The sequence below is a fragment of the Pseudarthrobacter sp. PvP090 genome, assembly GCF_040547365.1.
Lineage (GTDB): Bacteria > Actinomycetota > Actinomycetes > Actinomycetales > Micrococcaceae > Arthrobacter.
The window spans coordinates 46,272-68,212 of record NZ_JBEPPO010000018.1; the positions used below are offsets into that span (position 1 = coordinate 46,272).

18 protein-coding genes and 3 pseudogenes are annotated in these 21,941 nt (G+C 61.8%); 7 read left to right on the plus strand and 14 right to left on the minus strand.

Features of this window, described 5'->3' with window-relative positions:
- Positions 1-207: 207 nt before the first annotated feature.
- Complete coding sequence (locus ABIC21_RS18270) at positions 208-414, minus strand: hypothetical protein (RefSeq protein WP_354351796.1); 207 nt, start codon at positions 412-414, stop codon at positions 208-210.
- A gap of 71 nt (positions 415-485) precedes the next feature.
- Positions 486-1,129 (minus strand): annotated as a pseudogene (locus ABIC21_RS18275) (transposase); the annotation flags it as partial.
- A gap of 63 nt (positions 1,130-1,192) precedes the next feature.
- Here ABIC21_RS18275 and ABIC21_RS18280 point away from each other — a divergent pair.
- From ABIC21_RS18280 to ABIC21_RS18295, 4 genes and pseudogenes are all read left to right on the plus strand, one after another.
- Positions 1,193-2,141: pseudogene (locus ABIC21_RS18280) on the plus strand (IS1595 family transposase).
- A gap of 172 nt (positions 2,142-2,313) precedes the next feature.
- The gene (locus ABIC21_RS18285) at positions 2,314-2,577 is read left to right on the plus strand and encodes a tyrosine-type recombinase/integrase (protein WP_354351797.1); all 264 of its coding nucleotides are present in this window, start codon (positions 2,314-2,316) and stop codon (positions 2,575-2,577) included.
- Complete coding sequence (locus ABIC21_RS18290) at positions 2,552-2,848, plus strand: site-specific integrase (protein WP_354351798.1); 297 nt, start codon at positions 2,552-2,554, stop codon at positions 2,846-2,848. The genes ABIC21_RS18285 and ABIC21_RS18290 overlap by 26 nt, the downstream gene beginning before the upstream one ends.
- A gap of 341 nt (positions 2,849-3,189) precedes the next feature.
- Positions 3,190-3,691: pseudogene (locus ABIC21_RS18295) on the plus strand (tyrosine-type recombinase/integrase).
- A 187-nt stretch (positions 3,692-3,878) separates the two neighbouring features.
- On the opposite strand, the gene ABIC21_RS18300 reads toward ABIC21_RS18295, so the two are convergent.
- The 4 genes from ABIC21_RS18300 to ABIC21_RS18315 form a co-directional block, all read right to left on the minus strand.
- Positions 3,879-4,238 carry a helix-turn-helix domain-containing protein gene (locus tag ABIC21_RS18300; RefSeq protein ID WP_354351799.1) on the minus strand — a complete coding sequence of 120 codons (360 nt, stop codon included), beginning with the start codon at positions 4,236-4,238 and terminating at the stop codon, positions 3,879-3,881.
- 47 nt (positions 4,239-4,285) lie between these two features.
- On the minus strand, positions 4,286-4,723 hold the full coding sequence (locus ABIC21_RS18305) for a hypothetical protein (protein ID WP_354351800.1): 438 nt from the start codon (positions 4,721-4,723) through the stop codon (positions 4,286-4,288).
- Positions 4,724-5,364: 641 nt separating this feature from the next.
- Positions 5,365-5,826, minus strand: a complete 462-nt coding sequence (locus tag ABIC21_RS18310; RefSeq protein ID WP_354351801.1) for an aminotransferase class V-fold PLP-dependent enzyme — start codon at positions 5,824-5,826, stop codon at positions 5,365-5,367.
- Between the two features lie 106 nt (positions 5,827-5,932).
- Positions 5,933-7,378: a glycerophosphodiester phosphodiesterase gene (locus ABIC21_RS18315; protein ID WP_354351802.1), complete on the minus strand. Its 1,446-nt coding sequence runs from the start codon at positions 7,376-7,378 to the stop codon at positions 5,933-5,935.
- A gap of 275 nt (positions 7,379-7,653) precedes the next feature.
- On the opposite strand from ABIC21_RS18315, the gene ABIC21_RS18320 reads away from it, so the two are divergent.
- Genes ABIC21_RS18320 through ABIC21_RS18330 form a run of 3 tightly spaced genes read left to right on the plus strand, consistent with a single transcriptional unit; the run spans position 7,654 to position 11,529 of the window.
- Entirely contained in the window at positions 7,654-8,745 is a 1,092-nt protein-coding gene (locus tag ABIC21_RS18320) for a polysaccharide pyruvyl transferase family protein (RefSeq protein ID WP_354351803.1), read from the plus strand.
- Positions 8,746-8,749: 4 nt separating this feature from the next.
- Positions 8,750-10,297 (plus strand): lipopolysaccharide biosynthesis protein, encoded by a 1,548-nt coding sequence (locus ABIC21_RS18325; RefSeq protein WP_354351804.1) that lies wholly within the window; start codon positions 8,750-8,752, stop codon positions 10,295-10,297.
- Entirely contained in the window at positions 10,294-11,529 is a 1,236-nt protein-coding gene (locus ABIC21_RS18330; protein WP_354351805.1) for a Coenzyme F420 hydrogenase/dehydrogenase, beta subunit C-terminal domain, read from the plus strand. Before ABIC21_RS18325 ends, ABIC21_RS18330 begins: the two co-directional genes overlap by 4 nt.
- Positions 11,530-11,594: 65 nt before the next feature.
- Here the strand turns inward: ABIC21_RS18330 and ABIC21_RS18335 are convergent, their stop codons facing one another.
- The 8 genes from ABIC21_RS18335 to ABIC21_RS18370 all read right to left on the minus strand — a co-directional run.
- Positions 11,595-13,889, minus strand: coding sequence for a right-handed parallel beta-helix repeat-containing protein (locus tag ABIC21_RS18335; protein ID WP_354351806.1), 2,295 nt, complete (start codon positions 13,887-13,889; stop codon positions 11,595-11,597).
- Positions 13,890-14,339: 450 nt separating this feature from the next.
- Positions 14,340-15,716 (minus strand): hypothetical protein, encoded by a 1,377-nt coding sequence (locus ABIC21_RS18340; protein ID WP_354351807.1) that lies wholly within the window; start codon positions 15,714-15,716, stop codon positions 14,340-14,342.
- Between the two features lie 34 nt (positions 15,717-15,750).
- Entirely contained in the window at positions 15,751-17,076 is a 1,326-nt protein-coding gene (locus ABIC21_RS18345) for a hypothetical protein (RefSeq protein ID WP_354351808.1), read from the minus strand.
- A 7-nt stretch (positions 17,077-17,083) separates the two neighbouring features.
- The gene (locus tag ABIC21_RS18350) at positions 17,084-18,034 is read right to left on the minus strand and encodes a glycosyltransferase family 2 protein (protein ID WP_354351809.1); all 951 of its coding nucleotides are present in this window, start codon (positions 18,032-18,034) and stop codon (positions 17,084-17,086) included.
- Positions 18,035-18,044: 10 nt separating this feature from the next.
- On the minus strand, positions 18,045-18,980 hold the full coding sequence (locus ABIC21_RS18355; RefSeq protein WP_354351810.1) for a glycosyltransferase family 2 protein: 936 nt from the start codon (positions 18,978-18,980) through the stop codon (positions 18,045-18,047).
- Positions 18,967-20,142 carry a glycosyltransferase gene (locus tag ABIC21_RS18360; RefSeq protein WP_354351811.1) on the minus strand — a complete coding sequence of 392 codons (1,176 nt, stop codon included), beginning with the start codon at positions 20,140-20,142 and terminating at the stop codon, positions 18,967-18,969. Before ABIC21_RS18360 ends, ABIC21_RS18355 begins: the two co-directional genes overlap by 14 nt.
- Positions 20,139-21,188 (minus strand): glycosyltransferase family protein, encoded by a 1,050-nt coding sequence (locus ABIC21_RS18365; protein WP_354351812.1) that lies wholly within the window; start codon positions 21,186-21,188, stop codon positions 20,139-20,141. Before ABIC21_RS18365 ends, ABIC21_RS18360 begins: the two co-directional genes overlap by 4 nt.
- A 10-nt stretch (positions 21,189-21,198) precedes the next feature.
- Positions 21,199-21,941 (minus strand): PKD domain-containing protein (locus ABIC21_RS18370; RefSeq protein ID WP_502936025.1); only part of this gene is annotated, 743 nt, incomplete at its 5' end.

Below are 21,941 nucleotides of genomic sequence, written 5' to 3' on the forward strand. Positions count from 1 at the left end.
TGAATATAATTTAGCGAACCGGACGGCACCCGCGCACCGGTAGTCCGTACTCGAATTCGCGGGAGCTTGCAAAGGAACCGGGATCGAAGGTACTTGCCACGGCGGCCGCCCGTTGGCTCGCGCAGGGTCCGGCTACGCGGTCCCCGTACCCGGGCAGCGTGGTCTCTACTTGCCGGGCCTCCGGTGTTACGCGGGTCCCGCTTGAACTTAGGAGGAATTGCCGGCCTGGTTCCGGCGCAACGGACCCGTGCCGGAAAACGGCTGCCCGGGGACGGCTTGTCGGCGGCGATCAGGCCGGCGCGCATTCAGCACCGCCTCGGTGCGCACTATCACGGCCGACCGGATGCCCGGACAAAGCAACATCACGCTGAAGGTCTCCGGCGCGCCCTGGACGTCAATGCCGTCCGGCGTCAAATCGGGATTTTGATGAACTTGGCAGTTGAGTCAAGCCCCAGTATGGGCTTAGCCCACGGATCCGGAATTTGTCAAGGTGAATGAGGCCAGTGGGAGTTAGGCTGCTGCTTTGTGTCGGTTTTATCGGCTGGTTTGTTGATCCAGGCGGCGTCGGGGATGGCGATGATCTTGGGGTCGTTGTTGGTGGTGAATCGTTCGGGTGTTTTGCCCGTGCGGCGGCCAGGGTTTTGGCGCGTTCAAGGGCTTTGCAGGCGGCCAGTGCGTAGTGCACGTCTGCCGGTGTGTTGAGTCCAATTCCGGTGTGGCAATGGGTGTGGTTATACCCGTCGACGAAGGAGCCCCTGAAGGCCCTCGCGTCGGGCAGGGAACCGAAGCGTTCGGGGAAGGCCGGGGCGAACTTCAGCGATTTGAACCAGGCCTCACTGTACGGATTATCGTTGCTGCCCCGCGGCCGGGAATGGGACCGGGTGACCTCCAGGTCCGAGAGCAGGGCTGCGACTGTTTTGGACATCATGGAGGTGCCACGGTCGGCGTGGACGATCTGCGGGATGCCGTGGATGCCGAAGATTTCCTTCATCATTTCCACCGCCAGTTCCCCGGACTCGTGGGCATGGACGTAGGCGCCGACAATGTAGCGCGAATAGATGTCGATCATGACGTAGCAATCGTAGTATTTGCCCTTGATCGGGCCAGCTAATTTGGCGATGTCCCAGCTGTTATGCCGACGTCGGCATAACGGCTGTAGTGGGTATCCCGTTAGCTCAGGTAGCTTGGGAACATGGCCAGACCAGACTTTCCGCGGACGATCCTGGAGTTTCAAGCGAGGTTTGGCGACGAACAGGCTTGCCTGGACTACATGTTCGACTGTCGCTGGCCTAAGGGCTATGTCTGTCCCGATGCAGGGGGCAATCGGCATGGCCGATCGCCACACGCGGGCTTTGGGAATGCGCTGCCTGCCATTACCAGGTCTCGCTGACCGCCGGAACGGTGCTGCACAAGACGCACACCGCCCTACACCTTTGGTTCTGGGCGGCTTACCTGATGACGACTGGAACACCGGGGATCTCCGCGCGGCAGTTGCAACGCCAACTCGGACTGAGCCGCTATGAAACGGCGTGGACCATGCTGCACAAGCTGCGGCGCGCCCTGGTGAACCCCGAACGCACGTTGCTGACGGGTGAGGTCGAGGTTGATGAATGCGAGGTCGGAGGCCGCGAGACCGGGCGCCGTGGCGGCAAGAATCTCACCGCAAAGGCCGTGCAGGTGGTGGTCGCGGTAGAGGTTCGCGGGCAGGGGTCCGGACGCGTGCGTATGAGGATCATCCCGAATGCATCCGGCGAGACGTTATGCACTTTTGTGAAGGAGACCGTAGCTGCGGGGGCCATCGTCCACACCGACGGCTGGATGGGATACGTCCCGTTAGCCAAGGCCGGCTACGAGCACCGGCGACGCTCCCAGCGGGCCGCCAAGAAGGCGGACGACACGGACCCGGTCCTTCCCGCGTGCACCGCGCCATCAGCAACTTCAAGACCTGGTTGCGGGGTACGCACCGCTCTGTGGGCAATGAGCACCTGCAGGTTTACCTGGACGAATTCACGTTCCGTTACAACCGCCGGAGCACCCCGATGGCGGCGTTCCAGTTTCTGCTCGGTCTGGGGGCCCAGCAGGCTCCCGCCACTTACCGCCAAATCGTCTCCCATGATTCGAACCCGAACGTCACAACCTGAGCTAACCGGATACCCACTACAGCTGTTATGCCGATGTTGTGATTATGCCGATGTTGGTCTATGATCCCAAGTTCCAGGCGGTGGATGTCAATGGCCAATAGTTTGTGCCCATGGGCGAGTTCTATGGCCGCCTACGGGCAGTTTTTCATGGCCGCGAACACAGACTTACCCGGTGTTGTTTGCGCTGCTGGCGGCCACAGGACTACGGGTCGGGGAGGCCCTCGCACTGGACAGGGACAGCGCCGATTTGGATGCCGGAGTGCTGCTGATCAGTCGGGGAAAGGGGCGCGACCCACGGCTGGTTCCGCTCCACCCGACCGCCACTGCCGCTCTCGACGCTATGCACACGGGCGCGATGACCAGCGCCACGGTCGGAGGCCAGCGTTCTTCACCGACGCAGACGGCGAACGGTGGAATACGCAACTGTTCGCGATAACTGGGTGCACGCTTCTACTGCCGCAAGACTACGCACTGCGGCGCGGCAGCCACGGATGCACGACCTGCGGCATACGTTCGCGGTGAACACGCTGCTGGGCTGGTATCGCGACGAGGCCGATGTTGCCGCGAAGATGCCCGCCCTGTCGATCCATCTGGGCCATTCCGATCCGGCGAATACCTACTGGTATCTGAGCGCCGTTCCCGAATTGCTCGCTCACGCTGCCGCCCGCCTTGATGCCGCGAACACCCGGGAACAGGCAGAATCATGAACAGTCTCGCCCCGCTGCTGCAAGCGTTCTTCACCGACCGGCTGGTCACCCAGCGCCAGGCCAGCGGCAATACAATCGCTGCCTACCGCGATACGTTCACGTTGCTTCTCGGCTACGTCTGCGGTCTGAAAGGCAAGACGCCCTCACTGGTGGAAACCAGCGATCCTGATGCCGACACCATCACCGGGTTCCTCCACTATTTGGAGGAAGTTCGGGGCAACAGCCTCAGCACCCGCAACGCCCGCCTAGCCGCGATTCACTCCTTGTTCGGTTACGCCGCATTCCGCAACCACGAGCATGCCGAAGTGATCCAACGCGTCCTGGCGATCCCGGCGGCGAGAATGCACCGCAACATCGTCACCTGGCTGGACCCCAGCGAAGCCGATGCACTGCTGCGCGCCTGCGACCAGGACACCCGCACCGGCCGCCGCGACCATGCGAAGTTCACCCTGGCGATCCAGACCGGGCTGCGCATCAGCGAGATCATCGGGCTCACCATCGCAGACGTCCACACCGGTGTCGGCGCGCACGTCCACTGCCTCGGCAAGGGCCGCAAAGAACGCCGCACCGCTGCTGCCAGCGACCGTCACCGTTATGAATGAATGGATCTCCGAACACAGTGGCCCCTCCGATGCCGCGCTGTTCACCACCAGCACTGGCCGACGTCTCAGCCGTGACGCGATCGAGCACCGCATCCACCACACCATCACCACGGCTGTAACGTCCTGCCCCTCGCTGGTCGGAAAACACGTGACCATGCATACGCTGCGCCACACCGCCGCGATGCGGCTGCTGCACACCGGCGTCGATACCACCGTCATCGCTCTCTGGCTCGGCCACTAACAGATCGGCACGACAAACGTCTACCTCCACGCCGACATGACCGTGAAGGAGGAAGCGATCGCAAAAGTCACCCCACCCGGCATCGCGGCTAGGGTGCGCTACCAGCCCACCGACACCGTCCTGGCCTTCCTCGCGATGTTGTGATTATGCCGACCCTTTCACCCCGTCCACCGCCTGGAACCTGGGATCACAGACCAACATCGGCATAACAGCTGTAAACCTGTCCGGGCCCGGACGCAACCAGTTCGGGAATGGCCCGGGGCGGGTGGCGTGACTGTCGGCGGCGTTCCTTGACCTGCCGGTTCTCCTCCAGGACGCGGTAGAACGTGGAGATTGAGCACAGATAGATGCCTTCATCCAGGAGCCGGGCATAGATCTGCACCGGCGGCAGGTCGATGAAATCCTTCGAGTTCACGGTCGCCAGGATGTGGGCGCGCTCTGCCGCTGAGAGCTTGTTTGCCGGTGCCGGGGCAGGCAGCGGGTCTTCCGCCGGGGTCCGGACTTTGCGGGTCGCTGTGGCCCGGGGGACCCCCGCGATCACGGCCACTTCCCTGGTTTAGATGTCCGCGCCGGTGAGGGCGGTGTAGGCGGACATCAGGGTTTCTTGTACCAGGGCTGCTGCTCCCCGCTTTCGGAGATATCCTCCAAAAGCAGTCGTGCTTTTTCCATAATCGACAACGCAGCTTCAGTCCGTGCCAGCTTGCGTTCACTCACCTCCAGCTGCCGGCGTAGACGCCCGATTTCTGCCTGTTCAGCAGTGGGCTTGCCGATCTTTTCCCCGGCCTTCTTGCCCTCCAGGACGCCGGCGTCGCGGAGCTTGCGCCACTCGGTGATTTGGGATAAATACAGGCCCTCGCGGCGCAGGTATGCCCCGCCGCCGGTGCCGTCGTCACAGGCCTGTTGATACGCATTCAGATGGGCCAGCTTTTGTGCCGGGGTGAACGACCTTCGAGGGGACGGCCCACCGGCGCGGGGGCCAGAATTGCTCAAGGACCCATCTTCCCGCACCGGGGAAATCGTGGAGACAGACATTGGTGATGTTCCTGATTCTCGCCCTACAGATTAAGCGAAGTTGCTATGAGCCGCTGGCCTCATCCAACCCTGACGCGTAGGGATCCACTCGCTTTTGCTGAGTGTGTCTGTTCCGCTCTTCCAGGTGAGCGTGCTTTGGCTGAAGCTCTGTTCAATGGGCCGTTTCAGGAAGGCCAGCACCCACAGCCGCTGGTCGCCGCCCTCGCCGATGCACCGCATCGCACCGGTCGCGATGTCCCTGACAGTGAGCGTGCTACCGCTGGCTGTCGCTGGCCCGCCCAGGGGTCCGCATCTGGTTGTCACGGTCAGGAGACGTTGACCGTTCGCGGAGTTCAGCTGTGCCTTGATGCCGCCGGCGGCCACCCAAGGGAGGTATTTGCTGTCTGTCGTTCCGGAAATGCCCGTGTATGTCGTGCACGGGCTCGACGGAAGGTAACCCGCACATGTTTCCGTGAGCGGGGAGGTACTGGAATCAGGAAGCGAGCTAGCGGAGCTGGGCGTGGGTACGGCCGTCCCTGATCCGCCCGTTTTCATAACTCCGCACGATGTCAACACCCTTAGCGTCAGCAGGGCGGCGGTCATGGCTGCAACCCGAACGCATGGTGTCTCATTCAGTTTCCCCAGGATCATTTTCACCAAAGCTACCCGGCGCTGGCCGTCGCCGGGGACTTTGGGAGTCGCGAATTTTGCCTCTGGGCACTTCTCTGGGCACTCCATAGGCAGCGCATTCGCCGGCGCTGGCCCCCGCGGCCTCGGCGAGCGCGACGGCCGCCTTCGAGATCTTCTGCGTTCCGGCCTCGAACCGCTGCGGGCTGGGCAGGAAGCCAGCCCGCCCCATGGTGCGAGGGCCCCTGTGCGGCCACCGGGTTGATGGTGCCGAGGACGTCGGAGGCATGGGTGAAGGCAAGGTCGCGAGTCCGGCTGCCGACGATGCGGGCGGCGGCGTCAAGGTCCAGCGCGCCCGCGTAGTCGACCGGACTGTGGCGCAGGGTGGCGCCGGTCCGTTCCGCCAGCTGCTGCCACGGGATCAGGTTGGCGTGGTGTTCCATCTCGGTGACCACGAGCCCGTCGCGGCTGAGAGGGCGAAGCTTCCGGGGCGGCACCGGGCAAGGAGGCGTTCAGGAAGACAGTTGAGTAGGTTCAGGCCTTCGGTGGCGTTCGAGGTCCGTGGGAGGCAGACACCGCAGGGACCGGTCCGCGCTCGCTGCGTCAGGACTGGGAGACAACGGAAATGGACCGGAATTCCACCGCCGGGCCCTCCCCGTAATTCTTGTTAAGGGAAAAGTACCCGCCGCGGTGCGCGCGGTTGTCGGAAGTCAGGGTCCGTGGGTCGCCGTCGACTCGTGTAAGCTTCAGGCGCTCCGGCGTAACCTCAAGTTCGAAGCTCATCCACGTCCCGCTCCGGGGCGCCGGCGTGCGGACCCGCGCCAACTGATTCCCTGTCACCGCGTTCGCTTCACGCACAAAGAGTTCCATGTCCCCGGAACGGCGAAGAATGACGTGGTAACCTGCGCTGCCGCTACTCCTCAGGACGCGGTACGGTTCGTCTGTGTCCATGGCAAGGGCAACACCGGCATGCTGGGACTCGTCGGGCAGAGCGTCGGGCCACCTCATCTCAAAGCTAAGTTTGTAGGCGTTGCCTCCGATGGGGCACATCGAGCCCATCCGATAGGCGGGGTTGTCACCGCCCTCGAGCCTCAGGGAGCGGCTCGCGGGCAAAATGGCAGGTTGCGCCGCCCATCCCCGGTCCGTAGTCCACGGAAGGTCGCCGTTAGCCCGGAGGCCACCTGCAAATTGATCCGCCGTCGCCGCAGCCTTGTCCGTCATTACGTAGGGGGCATTCGAGCACATCATTATCGTCACACCTAGGTCCAGCAAACGGTCCCGCTGCCTGCGGGTGTGGACTTCCCAGCAGACGACTGGCTTACCATAGCTGGCCAACTCCCGAAACTGTTCGTCCGTGGCCGAGTGGAATATGCCGACATAGTCAAACAAAGCCGCCCGTGAGGCGAAGCTGCCGAAGTCGTCAGGGGAAAAATAGCCCCACGTCTTGTAGCCGCGAGCGGCTGCCTCCTTATACCGGTCCGACGTCGCCTGCTGCTTCCACACAAAGTGCTTGGTGCTGTCCGGGAAGGAATCCATGAGGTCCAGCAGCTGCTGGGTATGAATAGCAGATTTATCCTCCAAAAAGATCACGGAATTGGGGGCAAACTGTTCCAATGCGTCCGCAAGCCGGGGAACCGGCTGCCCCTCACTGGAAGGACCGAGCCACTGCCGGGCATCGTTGCGCAACTGGCCGATCTCATCGAGCGTCATCTCCCGGATCTCCCTGTTTACGCCGGTGAGACGCTCAGTATTCGAGTCGTGGTGGCACACAAAGACGTTGTCTTTGGTCGCGTGTACAGAGATTTCAAGGGCTCCAACTCCGAGCGCCCGAGACTTCTCGTACGCAACCAAGGTGTGTTCGGGCCAGTTGTCGCCCGATCCGCGGTGGCTGATATAGAAGGGGACCGAACTGAGCAGGTCAGAAATGGTGAAAATCGATTGCGGAGCAGTTGTGGTTCCGGTGCCGGGTGTACAAGCCGACAGGAGTGAACCAACCGATGCAAGCGCCAGGAAGTTCCGGCGCGATACCTGCTTGGGCGGATCAGTCATTACCACTCTCCCGAGTCCGGCAGGCCGCACATCGGAGTGCCCCCACGTCACCTGTAGTGAAAATCACAGTTACAAACTACATTAGACCCAGCAGTCTGCTGACTTATCAAGGCAAAGGGCGCTGAACCAGCATTGTGGTTTACCTCGGCGTCTTCCATTCCCGGTGCGGATTGATAGACGGTCAGCGGCTTCCATGCTTTATGCGGCCGTGCTAAGCCAGGGGGACAATTGGACATTCGGCGGACATTCCTTCACCAGGCAGGGAGCCTTGCGCCATGAGAGTCCTAGTTCTATGGGCTCATCAAGGCTCTGCCAACCTTGGGCTGCACGTACTGGCAGAAGGAACCGCTGCCTTGGTCAAGCGAGTATGGCCGGACTGCGATATCCACTTCCAGGACTATGGCAAGGGCACCGCGCCTATGCCGCTAAGCAGCCCTAAGTCCCTTGCCAAGGAGTGGGTCACGGGCAACCGAGGACTAAAAAAGTGGCTACAAAGTTTTGACCTTGCAATTGATACTCGGTCCGGGGACAGCTTCGCCGACCTGTACGGAGTGGAGCGTCTCTTCGGAATGGGCATGGTAGCGGAACTTGTGCGTCGAGCCGGCGTGCCGCTTGTTCTCGGGCCACAGACCATAGGCCCCTTTGTTTCGACGGCCGGACGGGCACTGGGACGACGCAGCCTCAATACCGCCACCGCCGTCATGTCCCGCGACTCAGCGAGTGCCGCCCAGGCTGAAATACTGGGACGGCCGGTAGATGCGCGAAGCACAGATGTAGTGTTCGCGTTGCCCCAGCCCCTCCGGACGGCCCAGCGTGACGTGATCCTCAACATCTCGGGGCTCCTGTGGGCACCGGGTCCCCACATGGACGCCGACCACTACCGAAGGACCGTCGCTTCGCTATATCAGGAGCTGCTGCGTGAGGGAAGAAGCGTGAGCCTCCTAGCCCATGTCCTGGACTCCCCCGTCGCCGACAATGACGTTCCTGCAATCCGCGAATTTGCAGCCGCGCACGCTCCCGGGGCCGAGGTGCTGATTCCGACGTCGCTCACTCACGTCAGGACGTTGGTGGCTAGCGGAAACGTAGTGGTTGGATCGCGAATGCATGCCTGCCTGAACGCGCTCTCATCCGGGACTCCGGCGGTCGCTTTGGCCTACTCGCGCAAGTTTGCTCCCTTGTTCCAGGATCTCGGTTGGAACCATACTGTCGACCTCCGCAGCCACCCTGATCCCGTGGCCGTGGCGCTTGCCGCTTGTGCCGCTCCCAGCCTCGAGCGGCAGGTGGACTCTGTTCTGGCAAAGGCGGAGGACCTGCTGGTCGTTGCACAGCGCTCGCTGGAAAGCTTTCATCGGGACAAGGCCCGGTGACCGTATGACGAGTGACGCTGAGGTCCTGCCATCACTGGGAAATCAAGCCGCACGAGGCGTCCTCGTGACGATGTCCGGACAAGCCCTACGAATAGCAGTCCAGGTCCTCTCCGTCGCCATTCTCGCGCGGCTGCTCTCACCAGCGGAGTACGGTCTTCTGGCCATGGTCGCAGCAGTTATTGGCGTCGCGGACATCTTCCGTGATTTCGGCCTGTCCACGGCTGCCATCCAAGCCAAGACCCTCTCCAGAAGCCAGCGCAACAATCTGTTCTGGATCAACACGTCCATCGGTTTGTTGCTCTCCATCCTGGTTTGGATTTCTGCCCCGCTGATCGCCTGGATGTATCACCAGCCCGCCTTGGTGCCTATCGCGCAAAGCTTGGCATGGACTTTCCTCCTGAACGGCATGGCCACTCAATATCGTGCCGACCTCAACCGCAACCTCCGGTTTACCCTGCTTGCAACGGCAGACGTCATCGCCCCTGCCATTGCGCTCGGCGTTGCGGCAGCTCTCGCTGCCGGAGGCGCCGGCTATTGGGCGCTTGTGGCGCAGCAACTGGTCCAGTTTGTCGTCATGCTCGTTATAGTGGCGGCCGGATCGGGCTGGTTTCCCGGCCTGCCGTCCAAATCGACGTCCATGGACGGGATGCTCCGGTTCGGTTGGAACATCGTGGCAACCCAGTTGATCAACTATGCCAGCAACAATGCAGACTCGGTGATCATCGGGCTGCGTTTCGGCGTCGGTCCGCTCGGCCACTACAACCGCGCCTTCCAGCTGCTGATGACCCCTTTGAATCAAGTGCGCGCCCCGGCTACTCGGATAGCGATTCCGATCCTTGCCAGGCTGCAAGACGATGAGAAACGCTACTCAGCTTTCCTGCTCCGAGGTCAAAGTGCCCTTGGCCACAGCCTGGGCTTCATGCTGGGCGTCGGCGCCGGCGCCAGTGTCCCGTTGACAGCCGTATTCCTGGGCGCAGGTGAGTGGAGCGGAGTGGCTCCGATACTTTCGCTCCTCGCCGTAGCCGGGGTCTTCCAAGTGCTCGCGTTTGTTGGCTACTGGGTGTACGTCACCCGGGGACTGACCCGGAACCTGGTGCATTACTCCGTTGTATCGTCCCTTATCAGGGTGGTGTTGATCGTCCTGGGCAGCCAGTGGGGCGTGATCGGCGTCGCTGCCGGTTACGCCATCGCCCCGGCCGTCACGTGGCCATTGTCCTTCTGGTGGCTCTCCCGCTGCACTCCCCTGCCGGTGCGGAGTCTCTACCAAGGGGCCCTCCGAATCATCTTCGTGTCGGGCGTGGCGTTGGGCACTTCCTATGGTGTGTCGGCCGCGCTGGGACAGCTCCCGGCTGTGGTTGCTCTCCTCGCCGCGGTGGGAGCTGCCTTAGTCGTTTGCACCGCCATTGCTGTGGTAATTCCGCCGTTTCGACGCGACCTTTTGGAAATCCGTGACCTGGCGGGACGGATGGTCCGGCCCAGCCGCCGTGCGACCGGAAAGCGTGGAAGTCGGGCGTCGACGCCTAATGTAAATAACGGGAAAGGCGTCGTGTGAAGAGGAACAAGAAAGAGGATTCGCTGCTGCGGGCCGTGTCCAAAGTCCTATCGAACGACAACTGCAGCGGCTGCGGGGCGTGTGCTCTGATCAGCGACCGAATCTCCATGGTCCTGTCCGAGGAAGGCTATTTGCGACCGGAGTTTGCTAACGCCCCCGGGGATGTGCCTGACACTTCCCCCGCGGCTTCTCTCTTCAGAGAAGTCTGTCCTGGCGTCCGTCTGAGGGCACCGAGCCCCGCGGACCGGCCGCAGCACCATCCGAGCTTTGGCTCGTATATCTCTGTCTGGGAGGCGTGGGCATGCGATGAGGACATCAGGTTCGCCGGCAGCAGCGGCGGGGTGCTCACCGCCCTTGGAGAGTGGCTCGTGCGGTCCGGCAGGATCAAAGCCGCAATTTCCAGCGCGGGCAGTCCCGATGCTCCCACCCGGACCGTGCCCGTGCGGATCATGAGCAGAAAGGAGTTTCTGGCCTCCGCGGGTTCCCGCTATGCGCCGGTATCGAATATTCAGGCCATAAACGACGAGCAGGGCGACGTCGTCTTGGTGGGCAAGCCCTGCGAGATCAGCGCCCTGAGGAGGCTGCAACAGTCAACAGGCGCGGCGGCCGAGTCCATTCCTGTCATGTTGTCCTTTTTCTGCGCCGGAACGCCCAGCCAGAAGGCGACCGACCATCTCGCCCAAACCCTAGGTACCCCGGTGGACGAAGTGGCCGAATTGCGCTACCGGGGCAACGGCTGGCCCGGGAATTTCGCGGTGAAAGACCGTGCCGGCAACACCGAGTCCATCTCCTACGACGAGTCCTGGGGTCAACACCTGGGCCGCACCCTTCAATGGCGATGTAAGTTGTGCCCAGACGGTGTTGGCGAAGACGCAGACGTCGCGGTGGGTGACTACTGGGACGCGGACAAGAATGGCTATCCGGTGTTTGCAGACCAGGAGGGACGCTCTGTAGCCATCGCCCGGACAAAGCAGGGACATCAACTTCTCATGGACGCAGCGGCGGCCGGCGCCGTGTACCTCCGCCCGGCCAGCCTAGATAACGTTGCAGCGATCCAGCCACTGCAAGTGCAACGGCGCACGACCCTTTTGGGAAGGTTGACCGGACGGTTGCTGGCGGGAAAGCGTATCCCCCGCTACTCTGGATACGGGCTTTCGAGGCTGGCTGGCCGCAATGTGAAGGAAAATCTTGCGGCACTCAGGGGTACCCGATCACGGTCCCTCTACCGGTAAAACCGTCACGACGTTTCGCCGTGGCGGTTTGTCCAAGCCCCCGGGACAACGGCCACGGCAGTCGGTCATCCTCCCGCTACGGATGACCCCAGCCTATACGATGTCGACAAGCCGGTGAGCGCCCTGACTCTGGCAGGTATCTGCGCAGCCACGGACGGTACGGCTGAAATGACTGCAGCCGTCACTCCACCGGACGCTGTCACCACCGCCGCGCCGGTGAGCAGCGAGCCTTTGGCTTCCTGCCCTGTAGCCAAGCGAAACGTCGCGAGGTCACCATAACTCCTGCTGCCGGCTGTCCCGGCTGACCATGAGAACGGTGAGGTCTGGGCCCCGGCAGTGCTCCGGTGATACAGGTTGTGGTTGGCGACTACGGCCATCTGCTGGGCGGTCTTCGTTCGGGTTTGATCCGCCACCATCAGCAGTTTGCCCGCCGGGTCAGAGCCCGCCGAGAGGACGTTGTTGCTAGCCCGAATGTCCTGAGCAATCCACGGCATGGAGGGGTCCGGGTTGGCCTGGCGCGGATCATGTCCGGCCGTGGCGGTGTTTGCGGCGGACCTCTGATCCTGGGCGATGCTAATACCGTTCCGGTTCCCGGCAACAGTGTTGTTCCAAACCGCCACATGCCCCGTGTTAATGAGGTAGATTCCGGTCTGTGCGTTGCCTCGAATCACGTTATTAGCAATAACCGCAGTATCGGATATCTCTACAACGAGCCCATGCCTCCGATTGTCGGAAATCACGTTGTTAGTCAAAGACATGTTGTAGACCGATTCGTCCATCCACAAGCCCGTGCCGTCATTGTTCACGAAAGCACTATTGGTCACGGTAACGTCGCGGCTACGCGTGATTTTGTAGCCGCCGGCCGCCGGCACTTGGTTAAAGTGCTCGGTGTTGTTATTAGTCACCCGCACCCCGTCCGCCCTCAGGCGATCGGCGTAGACACTGTGGATGCCGAGAAAGCCATTGTTCGAGGAGGTGACCTTACGCAGGACCACATCGGGCGCGCTGACGGTCAACCCGGTCGTCGCATTGTCAGTTGTCACTACGTTTTCGACCTGGCCGTTGGCTGCCAGCCGGCTCACCTCGATGGCGCCCATATCAGGCACCGAGGGAGCGTAGCGCCTTACGCCCACGCCACGCAGGACACTGCCGGCCGCACGGAGCGAAATTGCTGTGTTCAGCGTGCTTGCGCGCACCGTCTGCTGGGTGGGGTCGCTCCCAAGGTAAAGAGCCCTGCCGGTCGGATCAACGTAGAAGGTGCCAGCTGTAACTGCACTGCGGCTAGACACCTGTTTTTGTGCCGCGCCGCCAATCCAGACTTGGTCCGGGTGGGAGGCCATGGGAAACAGCGGGCTAACGAACGACCAGCCCACAGCGGTATTGTCTGGTGCGCCGCGGCTATAGGTGGGGCTTGAGTCGAAGTAGGTGTTCCAACCCGCACGAACCCAGGCGCTGCCTGACTTCGTCCATCCATTTATGACTTCACTGCCGTCGAGCCAAGCCGCCTCGCCGGGATAGTTTTGAATTGTCAGCTTCTTGTTGTTCTCCGGCATAACTGATTCGTGGTACTCCCCGGCACGCAACACGACGGTACCTCCGGCGGGGGCCCGCCGAACCGCTTGCTGGAGCGTCCTAACCGGCGATTCAATCCCGCCAGTGGCGGCGTCCGACCCGCCCGGTGCCACGAAGACGGAGCCTGTGGGGTACGGATACGAGGCCTCGCCGACGGGGAGGGAACCAGCCTGACCACCGGCGGCGGGAGCCAGCGCAGGTGCCGGTGCCGGTGCTGGTGCCGGAGCGGATACAGGCGCAGGTGCCGACGGCTGTGGTCGTGCGTCCATTGCTTCGAACCGCTGCACTCCAAAGCGCACGGCGTTTGATCCGGAGGACGTGTAGGCCCACATACCGGTCGCTCCGGCCGCTTGGATCTGCGCCGCAGAGGCGTCGACGGCCACGACTTGCCAGTCCGGCCGCGGAGCACCTACGGCCCAAACCCTCGTCTTCAACTGCACAGGTTGAGCACCGATGACTTCAAATTCAAGATTAAGGTTCTGGCCCGCGGCTGCATTTAGACCCATCGCTTTCTCCGCGCCCAGGTCTGTCACCTTTGCCGGCGTGCCGTCAACACGGCTGGTACCCAGAAAAACCGAGCCGTCGGGTGCCGTGCGCAAGGTCGAACGATACGACCATCCGCCGACCTTACGGGCCTGGAGCGCGAATGTGGCTCCCCTGCCCTGCAACGGCAGTTGCCGTACGTTTACATTGGCCGCAACGTGGACGTCGCCGACTTTGGCGCCGCTATAGGTGACGTCACGAGCCGATCCCGGTGCGTCGATAGCGATGAGAGCCGAGTGGTCCACGACCTGCAGCCCCTTTTCGCTGCTGTAGGAGTATGGTCCGCCTAGGTCGGGGATTCCCCAACCGGCGGCCACAGGGGTGGAAAAGTCGTCTTGGACACGCAGGGAAGGGGACGTCGCGGTTGGAGCAGGCGCGGCAGACGCTCCAGCCATTGTGGTCGCCATGGCGACGGCGAGAGTAGCCATTCCAGCTTTGGAACAAAAGGCACGGTTGGTGGGGCGCATATCTAAATACTCCAGGCGTCTGTGAAGAACGTCAGAACCGGACGAAAAGGGCCTTCCGGCTGATCGCATACCAAGAGACCAGTAGCACTAGTGTTTGAGGGATGCTACGCCGGGCGCCACCGGTTCTCGCTCCCAGCTGGCTTCCGAAACGCTCGACGTATATCAAAACGTTACAAAACATAACACGCTGCTGTGACCAGTCCAAGCAACTGGAACCAGCGGGGAGCCTCAGTTGGCGCGCCTCCCTCCGCTCCTTAGAACCGGTTTCCGGGCTGCCTCCGGACCAGATCCGTGCCAGTGAGCGGACCCGGCGGGCTCGCTGACGGGCTGAGCGGCTGTCTGGGATGTGTGGGCGCCTCTGTTTCTCGGCCGTCGATTTCTTAGGCAGAAAACAACTCCGGCGAGCTGTACCCCCGCTGACTGCACTTCTTCCAGGTGCGTCCGCACGTCCCGACGCCGGGTTGTGCCGTTCTCGACAGTCAGGACCAATCCACTCAGACGCCGGGCGATCTGAAGGCCATCGGCTGCCTGGTCCAGCGGCGCCGTTTCGACGAGTACGACGTCGTACAGCGACTGCAGCCGCTCCAGCAGCCCATCCAGCGCTTTGGACGCCAGCTGCCGGTGCGGGTTTGTTGCCATGCCGCCAGCCGGAAGCCGGTCGTACGTGCCGCCGATGCCGGGGATGACCGTCGCCTCCAGCAACTTTGCGCCTTCCAGAATATCCGAGAGGCCACCCGTTTCCGTCGCAGCCGGGGCGGGGTTTGCGTCCACGATGATGACGCGGGCGTCCTGTTCGGCAAATGCCACGGCCAAATTCTCTGCAACCTGGCAGCTTGCGGATTGGTTCGAGGCAGGAGCCACGACAAAGCTTAAAGGCCGTTCGGCCCCGTGGCGCTGTTGAAGGTTCATTACTGCCCTCCGATACTGGTCGGCGGACAAGCCTGAAGGCTCTGCAACCATGAGCGGGGTGCTGGCCGGGGAAGCTTCCACAACAGCAAGGACGCCGTTCGGCACGGCTGCCTGAATGTCGCCCGCACTCCGGACTCTCGAGCGGACCCTTTCGCCTATGAGCCCCAGCAGTAGCCCGAGCAAAAGTCCGAGAAAGGCTCCCGCCGCTACGTTGACTCTTACGGCGGGTGACACCGGGCTGGAAGCCGCGGTCGCCTGCTCGATTATCTGGGCGCTGATGTTGCCTTTCCCTGGACCAGCCTTCGGGCCCACTTGCTCCGCCACCACACTGAGCTGCTGTGCTACAGCGTTGGCTATGTCCCTGGCCTGGTCTGCCGACGGGTCCGCAACGACAATCTGCAGGATCACTGAGTCGGGCGGGAAGGACACCTCAATGGACTGGGCAAGTGCTCGGGAAGACGAATCCAGAGACAAATCCCGGGCCACTGGATCCAGCACGATAGGCGTGGTAGTCAACTTTGCAAAGGACACCATCTGATTCTGGGTGTACGTCGCCCCCTGATTAAGGTCAGTTGCAGATTGCGAAGAATCGAGGGAAAAGTAGACGCTCGATTGAGACTTATAGATGGGGTCGGTAAACTTGCTGACCGTCCAACCCGCTAACGCTCCCAACACGACGAATACTGTTAAGGCCACCCAGTGACGGCGTAGAAACGTCAGATCTTGACGCTTATAGTTTAACACTGCTTACCCCCTGCTTTGGCCGGTTCAAGTCTATAGGGCCGAGAGCCGGCGTCCTGAGTTCCGGGATGGATGATTTCTGCTGCTGTTGATGGATCATTTGAGTGCTGACCGCGAGACCGCAAATGAACCACAGGAAGAATGAGTATTGCGTGATAAGGGCCACGGTTGCCAAGCTTGGCAATTGCGCAATAAGGGCGATGGTCGGCGGAGTGGCTTTGCGGCGAAGTGTAAGGGCCGCTGCCGCCACTAACAGGCCCCCAATCGCGACAAGGGGAATGAGTCCATAGGAGAGTCCAAAAAGAATAAGGGCACTGTCTATGGACCGGAACTGGCCGAAATAGGCCGCTCCGTCTGGCAGCACCTGGAAGACGTCAGCGACGCCCATAAACCTCATGTGCGGAACGAGGTCGAAAAGATCAGCGCGGTACTCGGCACTGCCGGAGGCCTCCTCCCCTGCCTTCAAGAAGGTCTCGGTCAGCACCGGGAAAGCAACAACTGCCGCACCTACTAGCAGAGCCAGGAAAGCCACACGGTTCCGGAAGGTGAGCCCCGCGGGCAGACATACCAAGGTCAAAACGAGCGACAAGCAAGCCACAATGATTCCGGTTCGGCTAAAGGTAACCGTCACGGCTCCCAAGATAGCCGCCACCACCACCATTCTCATCCAGATAGGTAACTTCGCGGCCATCGCCATGGGCAGTGCCAGCGCCAGGCAGGCGCCCAATGCTATGGAATGGCCGAAGGCTCCCTCGGCACGGAGGAGACCTCCACGATGCTGAACTGCGCTCCAAGCCCGGAATTGGGTGTTGGAAGAACTGAAGAGTTTGACGAAGAAATTCTCCCCGATGAAAAACTCAACCACTGCCAGCACGGCTACTGCTGCAAAGACAATGGCAATGATCTTGTACAACATCGGGACGGAGACGCGCGCCGGCGCTAGACGCCCCATCGTGTAGGCAAGGATCCAGTAGGCGAACAACGTGAAGCCGTCCGAGATCCGCTCCATCCCGAGGAGAAATGCCACCCAGTAAAGTATGGCGATCACGAGCACGACGACATCCACGACCGAGAGGTTGCCTGTCGGCTTCCCTGCCCAGGCGACCACTGCGAGCGCCGACAAGAGCACCAGCCCAGGGAAAAAGACCGAACTGCCGGCTCCAACCCAGATTGGAACGAAGCACAAAGTAACCGCCCAGAGGCAGAAGCCCGCGGTCGGATACCTCCGCAAAGCGACCACCAACAGGACAGCCAACACTCCGGCGATACCTGTCAGCAGGTTGCCGTCTACTGCCGACGCCAGACTTCCGTTCATGCCCGCTTCAACCCCCAGATTTTGTACCGCTGGACCGGGGGCTCGCGCCCCTGGGCAGCAAGCCGTCCCGCAAGCCACGAAACGCAGGACTGATGGCTTGCCTCGGCCGGTGCAGGAACTGTCGCCGCCCACCCCGGAGCAATATCTCGCGGGCCGCCTTCAACGATCCGCGTTGCCATCGTCGCTGGTCCTCCGGGCTGAGGTTCTTACGCGCGAACATCATCCTGTTGCGGATGTTGTAGTAATAGTAGGTTGGCGACTTGGCCCGGTGTCGGGTTCCGGACGTGTCGTCCGTGTGTGTACCTCCCTCATCGTGGACCGCCGTCGCGCTGCGCACGCACTTGAGGCACCCCCCGGCTTTGAGAATCCGGTGGGATAGATCGACGTCTTCCCAGTACAGGAAGTAGTCCTCGTCAAATCCGGCCACGGCGTTCCACAGCTGCTTGCTGATCATCAGGCATGCCCCGCTTAGCCACGAATGATATGGGGCGTTGACAGTCTTCCGCCAGCGCTCTGACCGGATACTGCCGTCGTGGAGATACAGGTCCGCTCCGGAGAACCACACAGCACCACGGGACGTGCGGATGATCGGAGCACACATGGTCATTGGAGATGCTGCAACCTCAGCGTGTAGCAATTCCACGTCCCGGCGCTCCATCGTCGCGTCCGGGTTGATCAACAGCACGCGTTCGGCGCCAAGTTTAAGGGCCCGAGCAACTCCAAGGTTCATGCCGCGGCCGAACCCCACATTCGTTTCTGGCAAGACCAAGTGCCACCCGTTCGCGTGCGCAAGTTCCTGGACGGCATTGCGCTCATCGACACTCGAAAAACTATCAACGACGACGATGTGCGCCTCGGGCGATTGACGTGCAAGGGGAAGAAGATTGGCTTTGAGCAGGAGGTGGGAGCCATAGTTCACCACGACGATAGCCCAAGAGGTTTCCCCATTACGATCCATATGCTGCACACTAGCCGGAACCACGGCCGTATTCCTGATAGCTGTATCCTAACGCGCCGGTGATCATTCCCGCTCCGCGCGCGAAAGTGCGAAGCCCTTTAGCTTTATCTGCCACTGACCGTGTAACCACCCCGAAAGTGAACCTCAACGGCCCGCCGAGCACCCTGATGCAGCCGGATCCCAATAGTCGGCAGTGGTCTTCAAGCCGTTCGTAACCGCCGCCGGCCAGTTCGAGGCTGACCTGGCTCCACGTATTCCCACTCCTAAAGGCCCGTTGCAGGACCCATTTACGTGTTGACCTGTCTCCGGGCACAAAGTCAGTAACCACTGCCTCATTGCAATAAACGATCTTGCCGCCCCGTCGCACAATCTGCCGGGTAAAGAGGGTGTCTTCTCCTCCGGTCAGACCGAAACGGGGGTGAAAATCCACTCCTAACCGCGAGATCTGCTCCAGATCCAGCAAAAGGTTGCCTGTGTAAGCAACCGTCATTTCAGTCCCTGTCGGAAGCCGGCGCCGCCGAAAAAAGCCCCCGCTGGTAATCCATTCCTCCGGTTTAACTTCAAATTCGGAGACAACCGGGCCGACGACTGCCGCAGCTCCCGTCTGGTGGTAAGTATCGAGCAGAGAACCCAGCCAGTTAGCAGACGGGCTCTCATCGTCGTCGATGAATACCAGGACCCTCGCACCCTGGGCCTCCAGCAGGGCGCGGCTGCGCGCGGCTGCGATTCCGGGCTCGGGTTCGCTCACGTACTTGACGGTGTCGGATGCCAGGGACTGGACGACGCTGCATGCAGTGGCTTCTGGGTCATTGTCGACGACCAGCACCGAAGCGGGCATCGGCGAGTCGGCTGCTTGCAGTATCAGTAAGGGAAGAAGCGCCTTCAGCCGTTCCGGACGCTTATAGGTCAGCACTGCAATAACAACAGAAGTATCAGGACAGGACATGGCTCCTCCTTTGCGCCGCGCCGGCAACTAGTGCGTCCACCTGCTGATTTAGGTCGTTGGCATACTTGTGCAGGCTGTGGCGGTGTGCTGCTTGCTGCGCGTCGCCCACCGCCGTCATGCGATAGTGATTCCATCTCGCCGACACTGTGGCGATGGCTCGCGCAAAGGCATCGACATCTCCTGGCGGAACAAACTGGGCCGATTCGTAGCCCGCCGCCGCTTCGCGCAGGCCGGACGTATCACTAACAATGAGAGGCCTCGCGCTGAGGATCGCCTCGACCGCCGTATTGCCGAAGGGTTCGTCAAAACTTGATGGCACAATGGCGACGTCCGTTGTGTTCCGAAGGGGCCATACATCGTCTTTGAAGCCGTGGAATGTCACGACGTCCTCCAGTTTCAGCCGGCGCACCCGTTGCCGCAGGTCCCCTTCAAACTCCTCATATCCGGGAAAGACGTCACCGACAATGTCCAACGATACGTTCACTCCTTCCTGCCGTGCGCGGGCCACCGCCTCCACGGCTACATCCACCCCCTTGCGCCGCGACAAGCGGCCAACGTACAGAAGGCGAAGCGCCCCTTGGATGGCATCCCGGGCCACTTCGACGCTTTCCGGGCCCGGGATGCCGTTGTACAGCACCTGAGTGCGGCCGGATAGCAGGGGCAGGGAGCGGGCCAAAACGCGGGCGCTGAAGTGGCTGTTGGACACGATGGTAGACGAAAGGACCAACGGCGCAGCCAGGACACGGAGCAGAAATGGAGGAGCTGATTCCTCCGCTTCGTGCACGTGCGTCAGCACAGGCTTCCCCGCCAACCTTCCCAGGAAGCCCCACAAGGGGATGGTGAGTGTGCTTACGTACACCAAATCAGGCCGGACGTCGGCTACGAGCCGCTGTCCCTTGTTGAAAGCCTTAAGGGTAAGGCCGGCCAGGCCGAGGAGCGCCCGGGGACGGAGCGTGGATTTGCGTAGGACCGGAGTGGGACAGAACCGAACTGTGACCTGCAGCCGTTCCAGCTCTGCAACCAGAGGGCCCGTCTGCGGCAGCACCACGGTAACGGTTGCACCGTGGTTGGCCACAGCTGCGACGCTTTCAAGGAAGACCCGATCGGCGCCGTATAGCTCAGCTCCTGGGTGGGCCATCAGCACCCGGGACGGCGCCGTCATGAGAGCACCCTTCGATAGGCGTCCAAATGCAGGCGTCCCGTCTCGTCCCATCCGCGATTGGACAGATCCGGCTCCGGCGAACGGACGTCGGACCGGACGGACTGCAGGGCTCCGACCAGAGTTTCGCTCGCCAGATCGCCCCGGTACAGGTAGACCCAGCCCGGTCCGACCTCCTCGCGCAGACACCGATTGACCTCGTTGTCAGGCATCAATACCGGCCTGCCCAGCGAAAGCACCGTCAGCGCGCCGGCCGAGTTGTGCATGAACCGGTAAGGAAGCACCACAAGCTCCGAAGAGGTCACAATGTCAACGAGCTCGCCGTCAGAGAGCTGGCGCAGATCCAGCTCAACACGGGGGTCGTCGCCTGCGAGGTCTTCGATGGTGGCTGCGAGCGCTGCGGTCGAAGGCCTGCCACCGACGCGGAGCGTCAGCTGCGGGTGGTCCCCGGCGGCAGCAACAAAAGCACCGACCAGTGACTCGACCCCCTTGTAGCGCCGGACAAGTCCTACGTAACCGAACTGTCCGGGGACCGCCCTGCGTGTCGGGTGCTGGGCGTACCACGACCGATAGTCACCGTGAGGAACCGTTACGACTGGAAGCCTTCGAGACACCTCGGTCTGGCTGTTCAGTCGAATGCACAACGCGGTGCGCCGCTCGATTACATGCAGCAGGAACTTTTCCCGGCGAGATATCCCCTCCGGGAGGCCCACATTATGCACCGTCCGCACCACGGGAATCGCCTTGCAGCACAGCTTGACCAACAACATGACCGTCAGCAGCTGCCGAACCGACTTCTTGGCCGGGGAACGCCCGTCGACCAGGATCTCGGGCCAGTGCACGTGGAAAACGTCATATCGGCCCATGAGTGCCTCGGCCCAGGAAAAGTTCACCACCGTGACGCCTGGTAACTCGCGGAGACTGCGGCTGAGGAGCTCGGTGTAAGGATTGCTGTGCGGACGGGGACTAGGAAAGGATTGAAGAACCTTTACCTGCCTTTGATCCTTCTGCTCGCGATCATTGCGCGGTCGGCCTGCTATCAACGTCATGGCCTTCCCCTCACCGGATCTCTTCGGTGAGCCAGTCATCGAACCGTACGCTGACGGGTCCATTCGTGGCGATCCCGGAGAGATAAGTCAGAATGCCAACCGACCCCGCGGCCTGGATCCCGGCTGTCGAATCGGTGCCAGTAGCCTGCCAGTTGGCCGGCTCCGCTGATCCGAGCTTCCACAGCTTTGCCTTTACAGTCGTCGGGGAGGTACCGGAAACTGCCACCCGCATCCGCAGCGAGTCACCCAGCGCATACTGGCCGGGAATTGTTCCGGTGCTGATCACCGATTCCGTGCCGCCGACAACCTTGGTCACCTGCAGTTGCATAGCACCTGAGCTGGTGATCCAGGACTTTGCCCGGTATTCGGATGTTCCGACTCTCCTGCCGATCACCCAAACGTAGATGGCACCCGTGTTCGGACGCTTGTCAATTCCGAAGGTGACAGCGGAGTCCGAGGCCGTCGAGGCGACGGACCCCAAATATGCAGCTGGTCCTTTTCCGGTCAGGGTGGAGATACTTGCGCTGCCGTTGCCCACCGAATAGTAGGTGCCTGAGGCGCTAAGTGTCCAGTTTCCGCCGGTCTCAGCGGCGCCCAGTCCTCCGGTGACGCTCCGTCCGAAGCTGTCCTTGGCGAGCGGAGGCGCGGCAGTGGCCTGCGCTACCGTGATGCTTTGCGTGCTCTCGCCCGTGGCACCGTTATTATCAGTAACCGTCAAACGCACCGTGTACGTGCCCGCCTGCCCGAAGGTAT